Below are 13,991 nucleotides of genomic sequence, written 5' to 3'. Positions count from 1 at the left end.
GCGCATGCGTTCATCCGTGCTCGATGGGGTGCGAGGCCCCGTCTTCATCGTCCTGACGTTGGGGGCCTTCGCCGCTGCGGCGGGCGTGTGGCGTCTGCGCACGCCCGCGGAGGTGGAGGCTCAATTTGATCCGCTCGCGCAGGCCCTGGCGGCGGGCAGCCGGGTGGCCAACCGCGAGGCCCCGGTTCCGTCCATGTGTTACACGAAGACGGCTGGGGTCTCGAACCCGTGCTGGACGTGTCACACGGGCGGCGTCGGCAACAACGTGATGGCGGACGACTCGCTCCAGGCGGAGTACGCCTTCAGCGACGTGGGGCTGACGAACCACTGGACGAACCTCTTCACGGACCGGACGCGCGCGATTGCGTCCATCACCGATGACGAGGTGCTCGAGTACATCCGAGAAGACAACTACACGCCGCTCCGCGCCGCGCTCCTGGGGCGCGCAGGCGGCTACAAGGGCTGGGTTCCGGACCTGGACCTGGCACGAGGCTTCGACGCGGAGGGCTTCGCGAGGGACGGAAGTGGCTGGCGGGCCGTGCGCTACAAGCCGTTCCTGGGAACGTTCTGGCCCACCAACGGCAGCACGGACGACGTCTACGTCCGGCTCCCGGAGTCCTTCCGAAAGGATGCGCGCGGGCAGCCGTCGCGCGAGGTGTATCGCTTCAATCTCGCGGTGTTGGAGGCCGCGATGACGGTGGACCCGGACCTCCTGGACGTGAAGGGCGCGAGCCGCCGCGTGGAGCCGGTGGACGAGCGCGTGGGGAACATGGACCTGGATGGTGACGGCGTCCTGTCCCCGAGCGTGGAGCGAGTGCGCGGTTTGCCGGCGCGTTACGCGGGGAGCGCGGCGGATGTGAAGGTGCGGCGGTACACGTATCCGAAGGGCACGGAGTTCCTGCACACCGTGCGCTACGTGGACCCGGACGCGCCCGCGCTGTTGTCCACGCGGATGAAGGAGCTGCGCTATTCGCGCAAGGACGAGGAACCGGCGGACGACCGCGTGCGGAACTTCTACGCGGAGGAGCAGGAGAAGAAGGTGCGCGGCCGGCTGCCCGCGTTTCCAGGCACGCCGGAGCTGGGACTGATCAGCGAATTCGGCTGGCGCCTGCAGGGCTTCATCGAGGACGCGAAGGGACGGCTGCGCCTCCAGACCCTGGAGGAGCACGTCTACTGCATGGGCTGCCACACGAACCTGGGCGTGACGGTGGACCAGACCTTCGCGTTCCCACGCAAGGTGCCGGGGCGCGACGGCTGGCGGACCCAGGACCTGCGAGGACTGCCGGACGTGCCGCAGGCAGGCCACACCGCGCCAGAAACCGTGACGTACTTCGAGCGCGTGCAGGGGGGCGATGAGTTCCGTGCGAACGAAGAGTTGCTCGCGCGCTTCTTCCCGAACGGAGTGCTGGACCTGCCAGCGGTCAGTCGCGCGGCACCGGGAGGAGACCGCGACCTCGCGTGGTTGGTGACGCCGTCACGGGAGAGGGCACTCCAACTCAACAAGGCCTACCAGGCACTGGTGCGGGAGCAGGCGTTCGCGTTGGGACGGGACACGCTGCTGGCGCCGCCCGCGAACGTGCACAGCGCCGTGGAGAACGGTTCCACCGAGTTGGAGGCCACGGGCCGCCTCTACACCGACGGCCGGTTGCACCTCACCTGGGAGTAGGACGCGGTGCACGCGAAGCGGTCTGCCGCACTTCAGCGGGGCCGGCCAGCGATACGCCGCACTGCGTCCAGGAACGACGAACACCTGCCCCCGGCTATCCGGAGTGCCCCCCTCCGCCAGACGCGGCAAAACCTGTCGGACAGTCGGACAAGTTTCCGCCGCACGGCTGGCGCCGGGGCCCTTGGCCCGGTCCGCCCAACCTGTCGGACAGTCGGACAGCTTTCCGTGGGTCGAACGGAGGGGCCGGGCCCCCGGCCAAGACTTGTCGAACAGCCGGTCAGGTTTCAGCTGCGCGAATGACGCAGGGGCCCATCCGCGGTTCTCCCAAGCTTGTCGGACAGTCGGACAGGTTTTCGCCGCGCGGCTGGACCGGGGGCCCTCTCGCCACGAGGCATCCAACCTTGTCGGACAGTCGGACAGGTTTTTCGCCGCCTGAATCGGGCGGCGGGCCCCAGCGCCGGTCCTCCCAACTTGTCGGACAGTCGGACAGGTTCGTGCGGGGGACCGCTGGCGGGGTGTCCCGGTGGGGCTGGGGCATCCCCGTGGGCCTACAGCGTGCCGTGCCGTTTCGGTGGGCTTGGACGGACGACCGCGCCTCACTTGGGACGTGAGGCGCGGTTTGGCTACTTCACCGCGCCGGGCTGGAACAGGAACGTGCTGGTGTGCGTCTGCGCGGAGACGGCCTTCACTCGCTTGCGCAGGGCCGCGGCGACGGCGGACAGCTCCGCCGGGTGGGGGCTGGCGGACAACCCCTGGTGGTCCACCGCCGCGAGGCTCAGCGTCACCGGCACCGTGTTGCCCGCCGCGTCCTTCGCCGTGAAGCCGCCGCGCCGCAGGTCCTCCGGGCCGTAGAGCGGGACCTTCTCCGCGTCGAAGCGCTGGCAGAGCGTGCGCAACACCTCCGGCGCCACCGCGTCCGGACACACGAGCACGAAGTCGTCGCCGCCCACGTGGCCCAGGTTCGAGCCCTCCGGCAGCAGGTGCAGGCACTCCGACAGCACGCTCGCCGTGTAGCGGATCACCCGGTCGCCCTGGAGGAATCCGTAGCGGTCGTTGTACGCCTCGAAGTGATCCAGGTCCGCGTAGATGACCGTGAACGCGCTGCCCTGGAGCGCGGCGCGGATCCACCGTTCGATCATCCGGCTGCCGGGCAAATCGGTGAGCGGATGCGCGCCCGTCGCCGCGTGCTGCTCCAGGTCCGAGGCCCGCGCGATGAGCTGCTTCATCGTCACCGTGCCCAGGAAATGGCCCTTCGCGTCCGTCACCACCACCGGGTCGTAGACGGACTCGGGCGGACGGCGCATCGCCATGCGCGCCAGCGCCGTGATGGCCGTCGCGTCCTCCACCACCATCGGCGCCTCGCGAGGCTCGTCCGGAAGCGCGGACTCCGTGCTGGCGGCGGTTCCCCCGAAGCGCGCGTAGAAGCTCCGCCGCGTCACCACCGCGTGCGGCTGCTCGCCGTCCAGCAGGACGACGTGGTCCTCGCCCGGCGTGCGGCGGAAGAGCCGGTCCAGCTCCACCGCCTGCGCCGTCACCGGCGCGCACGGCGGGCGGATGATCATGCTGCCCACCGTCTCGTCATCCTCGTGCTCGCGGTGGTGCAGGGCGCGGATGGCCTCGCGGCAACGCTCCGCGAAGTCCGCTCCCGGCCGCTGCGGCGAGCTCACGGGCCGCGCCAGCAGGTAGCCCTGCGCGTGCCGGATGCCCAGGCGCAGCAGGACCGCCAGCTCGTTCCACGTCTCCACGCCCTCGGCGATGAGCACCGCGTCCACGCGCTGCGCGAACGCCACCAGCGACTTCACCAGGTGCTGCCGGTACGTGTGCAGGTGGATGTCCCGCACCAGCGCCTGATCCAACTTGATGAAGTCCGGCGCGCTGTGCACCAGCGTCACCAGGCCCGAGTGCCCCGCGCCGAAGTCGTCCAGCGCGATGCCGAAGCCCTGCTCCGAATACCGCCGCGCGAGCATGCGCAGCTGCTCCGTGTCCTCGAACGTGCTGCGCTCGGTGATCTCCAGCACCAGCTGCTGGGGGCTCAGGCCGTGCTGACGCAGCAGCTCCAGCGTGGATGCTCCGCCGAAGCGCTCGTCGCTCAACACGTCCGGACTGACGTTGAAGAAGAACGGTCCGCGCCGCTGCGCTTCCGGCAGCGTGGCGATGCGACGCACCGCCGCGGTCCAGCACGCGCGCTCCAACTCGTAGGTGAAGCCCTCCACCCGCGCGCGGTTGAACAGCTCGTTGGGGGACTCCACCGGGCCCAGGCCTCGCGACAGCACCTCGTGGCCGAGGACTTCGCCGCTGAGCAGATCGACGATGGGCTGGAAGACGGTGGCGACCCTTGGCTCGTCACCGTTCCAGAGCCAGGGCGGAGGTGGTGCGGGCTTGCTGGGGGAGGGCAGGCTCATGGCTTCCGAAATGTACCGCGCTCCGGGGCAAGCTTCAGTCCCCCCCGACCACTCGGCAGGGCCAACATCGAAAACGGACGCTTGCCACGGGCGTCCCCCAGGGCCCGGGGCGGGAGGGCCCCGTCAGCCTCCTCAGGTCCTATTCCCCCTGAATCCGCTGGATTTCCGGCACCTTGGCGCCCTCGGACGCGTCCGGCCCCGGATCCACCGGGGTCATCGGGGCCACGTTCGCGGCCGCCACCTGGGTCAGCGTGACCTGGGCCGCGACCGCGTCCATCGCCTGGCCTTCCTCTCCCTGGGCGGTCGAGAGGGCTCGGAACCGGCGGGCCAGCGAGGCCAGCTCCGCCGCCTTCAGCTGGGCCTGACCGCTGCGCAGGGACAGGAGCGCCACGCGCGCACGCTCCAACAGGGCCACCTCCGCGCGCAGCCTCGCGAGGATTCGCTCGCGCCGCTGACGCATGTCTCCCAGCCGCTCCACCTCCTCCGCCAGCGACGCAGCCGCGGCCTCCAACTGCCGCCGCGCCACCACGTCCGTGCTCGCGCGAGCGCTGCGCTCCAGGCTCTCGCGCTCCGCCTGCAACTCGGCGGCGGCGCGCTCTTCCAGCTGCGCCTCCACGCCAGCCCACTCGGACGCCAGCTCCACCGCGCCCTTGGTGATCCGCGCCAGCGTGCGGGCCAGCTCCTCGCGCGCGGGCTCGCGGGGCAGCTTCGCCAGGGACTGACCGCATTGACGGTAGAGGGACAGCGCGCGTTCGGACAGCGTGTGGAAGTCACCGGAGAGCTGGGGCAGCAGCTCCTCCGCGCGCGCCTCCACCGGATCCGCCGTCAGCCCCAGGTGCGCGGCGATGGCGCCCAGTCCCACGAAGAGCCCCACGATGCCGCCCACCACCGCCGCAGCCAGCAGCGTGGGCGTGGCCACGGACGCCAGCCGCACTGACAGGATGTTCGCCACCACGCCACCCGCCAGCGTGAGCCCCGCGCCCAGCACGGCGCCCAGGCTGTAGTGAACGAGGGTGGGGCGGGCCTCCGCGACCTGTCCCTCCTCGCCCAGGTCGTTGAGGCGGGAGCGCACCAGCAGCGCGCCCGCGGCCGCGCCACTCGTGGCCACCGTCCACGCGGGCGACATGCCCAGCCCATAGGGCAGCGCCACGAGCAGCAACCCCAGGCCACTCAAGAGGCCCCGGTCCCACCGGTCGCCTCGCGCGCACGCCAACACCACCGCCGCGGGCACCAGCCACGTCAACGGCATCGGCATGCCGACGCGGAAGGACAGCCACTGCACCAGCCCCGCTCCGGCGCCTGCCGCCAGCGCGCGCGTGACGGTGTGCTCGAAGGCTTCGCGGTGGTGGAATTGCAACACGGCGGCATTCATCGGGACACCCCGGGAACGGCCCCCAAGGGCCGGGAATGTCTCTTCGAACGCGCGGCTCGCGAAAAGGGTCTACGCCTTCGGACGCGAAATGGGTCCCGGCTTGCCCTTCGTCACGCGGAGGTAGTCCGCCGGGGCGAGGACGATCTGTGTCCCGCGCACCCCGGCCGACACGGCGACTTCATCGAACAGCTCCAGCGTCTCATCCACGAAGACGGGGTAGTCCTTCTTGCCCCCCAGCGCGGTGACTCCGCCCCGGATGTAGCCGGTGAGCGGCTGCAATTCCTTGAGGGGGATGGTGTCCACCTTGCGGTCGCCGGACAGCCGCGCCAGGGCCTTCAAGTCCAGCTCCGCGTTGCCCGGCACCACCGCCATCAACACGCCGGTGCGGTCGCCCTTGGCCACCAGCGTCTTGAAGACCTGCTCCGCGGGCATGCCCACCTTGGCCGCCACCGTCTCCGCGGACAGGTCGTCCGGATCCACGTCGTAGTCGCGCAACGTGTACGCGATGCCGAGCGAGTCCAGGAGCCGGGCGGCGTTCGTCTTCATGGGCGTTACATCCCCAGTGCCGTGGCGGCGGCCTTCACGAGCTGGAGAGCGTCCTCGGGCGTGCTTCCCACCGCGGACAGGTGGCCCATCTTGCGGCCCTTGCGCGCGTCCCGCTTGCCGTACAGGTGCAGCCGGACGCCAGGCATCGCCAGCGCCTGCGCGAACCTGGGGCCGCCCTCCTGCAACCACAGGTCGCCCAGCAGGTTCACGATGGCCGCGGGGCGCACTACTTCCACCGAGCCCAGAGGCAGGTTGCACACCGCGCGCACGGCCTGTTCGAACTGGCTTGTCAGGCACGCCACTTCCGTCGAGTGGAAGCTGTTGTGCGGCCGGGGCGCCACCTCGTTGACGAGCAGCGACCCGTCACCCAGCAGGAACATCTCCACCACCAGGAGCCCCTCCACCTTCAGCCCTGCGGTGATGTCGCGCGCCACCTGCGACGCCTGCGTCAGCACGGCCTGGGGCAGCGGACCCGGCAACAGCGACCACGCGAGGATGCGCTCCTCGTGGTGGTTGAACGCGGGCGGGTACACCGCGAGCTGCCCATCCGGCCCACGCGCCACCAGCACGGACAGCTCCGCCTTCAGGTCCAGCGCGGCCTCCGCCACCACGGAGCGCTCGCCCAGCTCCTTCCACGCGGTGCCCGCCTCGGAGGCCGATTTCACCTCGTACTGGCCGCGCCCGTCGTAGCCACCCTCGCTGGACTTGATGAAGCACTTGCCGCCCAGCGCGGTGATGGCCGCGGACAGCTCCGCCTCCGAGTTCGCCTCACGCCACGGGCCCAGAGGGAAGCCGCCCTTCGCGAGCCACGCCTTCTGTCGGCCGCGGTGCTGCACGACCTCCAGCACGGAGGCGCCGGGCCGCATGGGCGCGTGACGCGACACCGCGTTGAGCGTGGACAGCGACACCTTTTCAATCTCCAGCGTCACCACGTCGCACTGGCGCGCCAGGTCCTCGGCCGCCGTCGTGTCGGAGAAGGACGCGGTGAGGCAGCGGTCCACCACGGAGCGGGACGGGCACGCCGAGTCCGGATCCAACGCCTGCACCTGGTAGCCCAGCGTGCGCGCCGCGAGCGCCATCATGCGCCCCAGCTGGCCTCCGCCCAGGATGCCCAGCGTCCCGCCCGGCAGCACCATGGGGCCGCTCATCCCGCCACCTCGCGCTGCGCCAGCACTTCATCCGTGCGGGCCTTGCGCCACGCGGCCAGCCGCTCGCGCAGTTCCGGGTACTTCAGCGCCAGGATGGCAGCGGCGTGCAGCGCCGCGTTGGCGGCCCCCGGCTTGCCAATGGCCTGCGTGCCCACCGGGACGCCCTTGGGCATCTGCACGATGGAGAGCAGCGCGTCGAAGCCGGACAGCACCGTGGTGGGCATGGGCACGCCCAGCACCGGCAGCAGCGTCTTGCTGGACACCATGCCGGGCAGGTGCGCCGCGCCGCCCGCCGCGGCGATGATGACGGACAGCCCGCGCGACTCCGCGGTGGACGCGTACTCCATCATCCAGTCCGGCGTGCGGTGCGCGGAGACGATGCGCACCTCGTGCGGGATGCGCAGCTCGGCGAGGATGTCGATCGCCGGTTGCAGGTGCTCCAGGTCGCTCTTGCCGCCCATGATGACCCCAACCCACGGGGTGCTCGCGCTCGCCGCCATGCTTGTCCGCGCCTCCAGTGCGCCCTGCTTCCAGGGGGTGAAGCCTGGAAGAACGCGGAGATAGGGCCACGCGATTCCGGAGGTCAACCGCGAAGATGTGACGTCGCGATGGCGGGCGGGCAGGGGGGCGGGCGGTGCCCCCCTGCACGCCCCTCGAAGCTCCGGAAGCTCAGTACGTCGAGCCCATGCGCCCGAAGCTCTTGAGCGCCTTGACCTTGCTGTTCTTCACGGCGGCCTTCTGGGCTTCATAGGAGTCCGCGTCGTCGTATTCCTGCATCGCGCGGGTCTGCTCGGCCTGATCCGCCGCCACCGCCGCCGCGCCCGCCACCACGCCCGCCTCCTCGAAGAGGGCCTGGTTCTGGGAGAGGTAGCCCTTGGCTTCCGCCTTCTTGCCCTGGCTCATGGCCTCCGCGGCCTTCTGGAGGTTCTGCGCGCTGCGGGCCCGGGCCGCGTACACCGTGGCCTCCTTGTCCTGGCGCTGGACGACCTCCTCCAGCACGTTGGTGGCCACCGCGGCCAGCATGGACTGGTCCTCCACGTTCTTCTGCACGAGCAGGTCCGTGTACGCGACCTTCAGCCCCGCCACCTGCACGGACTGGCCCGGCGTGGTGCCCGTCACGTGCAGCCGCGCCACCACGCGCTCCGTCTGGCCCGCGGAGAAGTCCGGCAGCGCCACGCGCACGGTGTTGCCGGCCTGGTGCGCGCGGTAGCCCAGCACCTCGCCCAGCGTCGTGCCCGGGGGCAGTTCGAAGGACAGCTCCACGTTGCGCGCCACCGCGGTGGTGGCCTGCTGCAGGTCGCGCTGGAAGAGGGTGGACAGCTTGCTCGCGTCCTCCAGGAAGCCGTACGCACCGGCGCCGTACTCCGCGAAGGCCTGCATCAGGTCCTCGTTGAAGTCCGTGCCCACACCAATGGAGCTCACCGTGATGCCGGAGGCGCGGATCTCCTTCACCACGTTCTTCAGGCCCTCTTCGTCGGACACGCCCTCGGTGGGCTGGCCGTCGCTCATCAGGATGAGGCGGTTCACCGTGGCCGTCCCGCCCATGGCGGACGCCAGCTGCGTGCGGCCCACGGACAGGCCCGCGCTGATGTTGGTGCCGCCGTCATCCCAGATGCCGTCGATGAACTGGAGCATCCGCTCGCGGTTGCCTGCGGTGGCCGGCAGGGACGGCAGGCTCTTCACGTCGCTGCCGTAGTGCACGATGGCCAGCCGGTCCTCGTCGCGCAGCAGCGTCACCAGGTGCCGCGCGGCCTGCTTCGCCTGCTGGAGCTTGTAGCCGCTCATGGACCCGGACCGGTCGATGACCACCGCCAGGTTCACCGGGCTGCGCTTCGCCCCGGGCACCTCCGCGCCGGTGAGGTCCACCGTCACGTACGTCTCCGAAGGGCCCACCGGCACGTACGGGTGGGACAGCCGGCTCGTCACCTGGAGGCTGCCCGTGGACACGCGCGGCCCCGGCGGCGGGACGGGCGGGGGGGGCGTGGGCGACGTCACGACGACGTGCGGCGTGGGCGGTTGGCCGCCCCCGCGGGGCATGCCCAGCACCAGCGCGGTGAGGGCGAGGCCACCAGCCAGGGCGAGGAACAGGACCGTACGATTCATGGCAGGGCTCCAAAGGCGTTTGAAACGCGGGCCCTGCCTTTACGAACGAGAGGCGCGAAAAGGTCTAACCCTTTCGCGCGAGGCGACTGTTCAGTGGGCTGTTCAGCCCGGACTTCAGTTGCCCTGGGCCGCCGGGACGGCGCCCGCGCAGAAGTAGGGCGAGTTGTTCTCGCCGAAGGTGCGCCGGTAGAAGGACTCGTCCGCGATGCGGATGGCGTCCAGCGTGTCCTGGTCCAGGAGCAGGGGACGGCACGTCATGCGCTCCTTGAGGCCCTCCTCCACGTCGTCCACGGTGCGGGTGATTTCGCAGCCCGTCGTGGTGCCCTGAATGCACTCCTTGCTGCAGTAGCCCAGGGCCGGCGCCTCCGGATCCTCGCTGCGGGGGCTCTGGTCGTCGCGCACGCAGATGAGGTCCTCGCACTCCAGCGAACCGAAGGAGATGAAGTCCTGATCCACCGCGATGTCCTTCTCCTTGACCTCCACCACCTCGCGGCCCTGCTCCTCCTGCTCCTGGGCCGTGGCCTTGCGCACCAGGTTGCACGGCTTGCCCAGCTCGGTTTTGACGTCGCAGCCTCCCAGCATCAGAGCGGCGGACAGGAAGAGCGCGGATCGCACGAACATCTTTGAGACCTCTAGGAAGGATGGAAGCAGGGCGCGTGGGGGATGACGACGCCCGGAACCCGGGAACGGTAGCACACCACTTTCGCGCGCCAACCCCTGACCCGCGGGGCGTGAGCACAGTGGAATTGTGAAGGGATACGAGAGGAATACAGAGGAGGCAGGCGCATTCTGCTGGTTGATGGTTGGGAATACGGCCGATAGGATGGTGCGGCTGATGTCATGCTGCCTTCCGGTGGCAGTACGTTCCCTCCCCCCACGGAGCGCCCGGACTTGAACCGCCCCACGCTGCTGCTTGCGCTGAGCCTGATGTGGCCCGCGCTGGCCCCCGCCCAGAACCAGCAAGGCATGGGCCTCGATCTGACCGAGGACTCCCAGGCCAAGCCACCCGAAGAGAACCCCGCGCCGCCGCCGGACGAGGAAGCACGTCCCGCGTCGCCGCCAGCCGCCACCCCGGCGAAGGACATCCCGATCGAAGCGCTGATGCCGCTCACGGACATCACCCAGGACGACCGGGTGAAGAGCGTTCAGCGCAAGGTCTATCTGAAGAAGGGCCGCCTGGAGATCTCACCGTTCGTGAGCATCTCCGTGAACGACCCGTTCTATTCGAAGTTCGGCGGCTCGCTGCGCGCGGCCTGGTACCTGTCGGACACGCTGGCCGTCTCGGCGCGTGGCTCGCTCATCCAGGTCATCCCGTCGGATGACGTCCGCACGGCGAAGCGCACCTTCAACAGCAAGATCTACAGTTCCGTGCCGAACTGGTCCGCCATGGGCGACCTGGAGTGGGCGCCGCTCTACGGCAAGGTGTCCTTCCTGAACTCCATCCTCCACTTCGACGGCTACCTGCTGGGTGGCATGGGCGTGGTGAGGACGGAGACCTCCGCGCTGCCGGAGCGCGGCCTCAACCCTGCGTTCGACCTGGGTCTGGGCATGCGCTTCGTCACCAAGGACTACCTGGCCGTCAACGTGGCCCTCATCAACACCTCCTACGTGGACCAGCCCCTGGGCAGCAGCAAGGGCGCCCTCCAGAACGTCATGACCCTCAACGCGGGCATCTCCATCTTCCTGCCCCTCAAGTCGACGGGGAGGGAGTCCGAATGAAGCCCGCCTTCCGTCTGCTCCTGACCCTGTGCGCGGGCGTGCCCACGCTCGCCGCCGCCGACCAGGCCCCCGCGCCCGCTCCGGCCGCCGCCGCTCCGGCCACGCCGGCTCCGGCCCCCGCGGCTCCGGCCCCCGCGGCTCCGGCCCCGAAGACCGCCGCCAACTCCAACCCGCCCGCCGGCTCGCAGGAGGAAGAGGCCGGCGACGTGTCGGAGGTGGACAAGGACGCCCTGGGGCCCCTTCGCGAGCGCATCCGGCCGGTGTCCGGCCACATGTTCCTCAAGAAGGGCCGCTTCGAGGTCAGCCCGTCCGCGTCCATCACCATCCGCGACGCGTTCTACAAGAAGTACATCTTCGGCGGCACCGTCACCTACTTCCCCATGGAGACCCTGGGCGTGGGCCTGCGCGGTGGCTACGCGCTGAACTCCGTGGCGGGCTCCGCGCAGATCTGCACCTTCACGCCGGGCGAGGACGGGGACACCCGCGGTTGCCGCGCGCCCACCAAGGGTGAGCTGGACGGGTACGCGCCCGGCCAGATGACGCTCACGGGCGGCGTGGACGTCCAGTGGGCGCCCATCTACGGCAAGCTGTCGCTGCTGGCGGAGAAGTTCGTCCACTTCGACATGTACGGCGTCGTGGGCGCGTCCGTCGTCCAGTACAAGGGGCCGGCGGAGTCGCTGACGGATGGCACGCCCGCCGCGGGCAGCAAGTCGTACCTCACGGGCGGCGGCAACGTGGGCGTCGGCCTGCGCTTCTTCTTCAACCGCTGGATGACGCTGCGCACGGAGCTGCGCGACATCATCTACGTGGAGAAGGGCCGGGATCCCACGCCCAGCTACCTCCGCAACCAGATCCTGTTCGAGCTGGGCCTGTCCTTCTTCTTCCCCTCCGGTTCCTGAGACTCATGCGCACCCACCGGTTCCTCCGCCTCGCCGTCCTCGGGCTCACGCTCGCGTACACGGCCCCCACGCTGGCCCAGTCCTTCGAAGGACTGGACCTGGCGGGCCAGTCGAAGAAGAAGAAGAAGGGGGCCTCGTCGAAGGCTTCCGCGAAGAAGAAGACGTCCGCCAAGCGTGGCAAGGGCAAGACGACCGCCCCGGCCGAGGACGCGGACGAGTCCTCCGACACCAGCGCGCCCGTGGGCAACCCCGCCACGCCGCCCGCCGCGGTGACGACGACGCCGGCGCCCACGGCCACTCCGGCCGCGCCCGCCGCGAAGCCCACGCCGCCCGCGAAGCCGGCCGCCCAGGGCAGCCCCGGCCTGGGGCTGGACCTCACGGGTGACAACGACAAGCCGCCCGCGCCCACGATGTCGTTCGACGCGGTGGACGTGTCCGGCAAGACGGCGGACCGCCAGCGCCTGGACGTGGCCATCAGCCTGTTCAAGAACGACGAGTACGAGAAGGCCGCGATGGCGTCCCACGAGCTCTTGGGCGACCCCAAGCTCCAGGGCCTGCACGTCGAGGCGCGCTACGTGCTCGCCAAGTCGCTCTACCGCATGGGGCTGTACCACTCGTCGCTGGGCGAGTTCTCCAAGATCCTCGCCGCGGGCCCGTCCACGAAGTTCTTCAAGACGAGCCTGGAGTGGCTGTTCTTCATCAGCCGCAAGACGCAGAACGAGACGGTCATCCTGGATGAGATCGCCCGGTACGCGAACTACGAGTTCCCGGAGAAGTTCCGGAACGAGTTCCGCTACCTGCTGGCGCGCTACCACTTCGTGCGTGGCCGCGCCCTGGATCAGGTGGGCCAGACGGAGAACGCGGACAAGTCCTTTGAAGAAGTGAAGCGCCTGGCGCTGACCATCCCGCGCACGGACGTGTTCTACCCGCGCGCGAAGTACCTGGAGGGCCTGGCCTTCTTCCGCAACGGCACGAACCACAAGGACGCGGCGGCCAAGCGCGGCAACACGGACGTCATGGCGTCCGTGGAGGCGATGAAGGAAGTGGTGCGCCTCACCCGTCCCCAGGCGGGCCGCAACGGCGAGCAGGCGAAGCTGGACAAGTCGCTGCGCGAGCTGGCCTTCATGCAGCTGGCCCGTACGCACTACGGCATGCAGCAGAACCGCTTCTCCATCTTCTATTTGAACAAGGTGGAGCGCGGGAACACGCAGTGGCTGGAGGCCCTCTTCGAGTCCTCCTGGGCCAACTACCGCATCGGTCAGTACGAGCAGGCGCTGGGCAACCTCATCACCCTGTCGTCGCCCTTCTTCCGCGAGGAGTACTTCCCGGAGGCGCTCATCCTCAAGGCGGTCATCTATTACGAGAACTGCCGCTACCGGGAGTCCAACCTCATCCTCCAGGACTTCGAGCGCACCTACCTGCCCGTGCACGACGAGCTGGACGGGCTGGTGAAGAAGAACATGGACGCCTCCGAGTACTACACGGTGCTCGCGGACGTGCAGAAGAAGAACAAGGACGGCCTGGAGAAGAACGGCACGGACGTGCTCCTGGAGCGCATCCTGCGGCTGGCCCTCACGGATCAGGACCTGAAGAAGACCAACGACTCCATCCTGGAGCTCGAGGGTGAGATGGACCTGTTCTCCAACAAGGGCGACACGTTCAAGTACTCGGAGCTGACCAAGCAGCTGCTGGAGGAGCTCAAGGTCCAGCGCACCAGCCTCATCTCCAAGGCCGGCATCATGGCCAAGGGCAAGCTGGAGACGGAGCTGGGCGCGCTCAAGCTGCTGCTGGCCAACGGCCTGCGCATCAAGTTCGAGACGACCACCAAGGAGAAGGAGTTCCTGGAGGAGCAGCTCAAGGCGGGCGGCCGCACGGCCATCGTCAAGAAGTACAAGTACTCCGTGGCGGTGGCGGACGATCAGCTCTACTGGCCCTACGAGGGCGAGTACTGGCGTGACGAGCTGGGCACGTACCAGTACACGATGACCAAGGGCTGCATCGAGCGCGACACGGCCAACCGTCAAATCCAGTCCGCCGAGGCGATGTAGACGCCCAACGCTGAGAGTGGGATTCTTCCCGGCCGCCGGAGCGCCCCGTACGCGCGCTCCGGCGGTCTTGTCTTTTCCAACGGTCCCT

11 protein-coding genes are annotated in these 13,991 nt (G+C 69.5%); 4 read left to right on the top strand and 7 right to left on the bottom strand.

The genetic code is table 11. The features are described from left to right. The first annotated feature begins 4 nt into the window (after positions 1 to 4). Entirely contained in the window at positions 5 to 1,666 is a 1,662-nt protein-coding gene (locus D7Y04_RS16605) for a hypothetical protein (RefSeq protein ID WP_121759955.1), read from the top strand. Between the two features lie 623 nt (positions 1,667 to 2,289). Here D7Y04_RS16605 and D7Y04_RS16600 read toward each other — a convergent pair. From D7Y04_RS16600 to cglC, 7 genes are all read right to left on the bottom strand, one after another. After that, a complete protein-coding gene (locus D7Y04_RS16600) occupies positions 2,290 to 4,068 on the bottom strand; it encodes a bifunctional diguanylate cyclase/phosphodiesterase (RefSeq protein ID WP_158620729.1) in 1,779 nt (592 codons plus the stop codon). 139 nt (positions 4,069 to 4,207) lie between these two features. Next, positions 4,208 to 5,440, bottom strand: a complete 1,233-nt coding sequence (locus tag D7Y04_RS46535) for a hypothetical protein (protein ID WP_121759954.1) — start codon at positions 5,438 to 5,440, stop codon at positions 4,208 to 4,210. A gap of 69 nt (positions 5,441 to 5,509) precedes the next feature. Next, positions 5,510 to 5,986 carry a Cys-tRNA(Pro) deacylase gene (ybaK, locus tag D7Y04_RS16590; protein WP_120581269.1) on the bottom strand — a complete coding sequence of 159 codons (477 nt, stop codon included), beginning with the start codon at positions 5,984 to 5,986 and terminating at the stop codon, positions 5,510 to 5,512. A gap of 5 nt (positions 5,987 to 5,991) precedes the next feature. Further along, positions 5,992 to 7,134 (bottom strand): 5-(carboxyamino)imidazole ribonucleotide synthase, encoded by a 1,143-nt coding sequence (gene purK, locus D7Y04_RS16585; protein WP_120597339.1) that lies wholly within the window; start codon positions 7,132 to 7,134, stop codon positions 5,992 to 5,994. After that, positions 7,131 to 7,634 carry a 5-(carboxyamino)imidazole ribonucleotide mutase gene (gene purE, locus D7Y04_RS16580; protein WP_171812732.1) on the bottom strand — a complete coding sequence of 168 codons (504 nt, stop codon included), beginning with the start codon at positions 7,632 to 7,634 and terminating at the stop codon, positions 7,131 to 7,133. Before purE ends, purK begins: the two co-directional genes overlap by 4 nt. Before the next feature lie 169 nt (positions 7,635 to 7,803). Then, positions 7,804 to 9,237, bottom strand: coding sequence for a VWA domain-containing protein (locus D7Y04_RS16575; protein WP_121759953.1), 1,434 nt, complete (start codon positions 9,235 to 9,237; stop codon positions 7,804 to 7,806). A gap of 114 nt (positions 9,238 to 9,351) precedes the next feature. Further along, positions 9,352 to 9,858, bottom strand: coding sequence for an adventurous gliding motility lipoprotein CglC (gene cglC / locus D7Y04_RS16570; protein WP_120600086.1), 507 nt, complete (start codon positions 9,856 to 9,858; stop codon positions 9,352 to 9,354). Between the two features lie 270 nt (positions 9,859 to 10,128). Between cglC and D7Y04_RS16565 the strand changes: the two genes are divergently transcribed. The 3 genes from D7Y04_RS16565 to gltC are packed head-to-tail and all read left to right on the top strand — an operon-like array spanning position 10,129 to position 13,903. Continuing rightward, complete coding sequence (locus tag D7Y04_RS16565; RefSeq protein ID WP_120600089.1) at positions 10,129 to 10,956, top strand: outer membrane beta-barrel domain-containing protein; 828 nt, start codon at positions 10,129 to 10,131, stop codon at positions 10,954 to 10,956. After that, positions 10,953 to 11,855, top strand: a complete 903-nt coding sequence (locus D7Y04_RS16560) for an outer membrane beta-barrel domain-containing protein (RefSeq protein ID WP_121759952.1) — start codon at positions 10,953 to 10,955, stop codon at positions 11,853 to 11,855. The genes D7Y04_RS16565 and D7Y04_RS16560 overlap by 4 nt, the downstream gene beginning before the upstream one ends. 5 nt (positions 11,856 to 11,860) lie before the next feature. Continuing rightward, on the top strand, positions 11,861 to 13,903 hold the full coding sequence (gene gltC, locus D7Y04_RS16555) for an adventurous gliding motility protein GltC (RefSeq protein ID WP_121759951.1): 2,043 nt from the start codon (positions 11,861 to 11,863) through the stop codon (positions 13,901 to 13,903). Positions 13,904 to 13,991 lie beyond the last annotated feature (88 nt).

This window comes from Corallococcus sp. AB038B, from assembly GCF_003668955.1.
GTDB classification, from domain to species: Bacteria; Myxococcota; Myxococcia; order Myxococcales; family Myxococcaceae; genus Corallococcus; species Corallococcus exiguus.
This window is presented reverse-complemented; position numbering and strand designations above follow the sequence as displayed.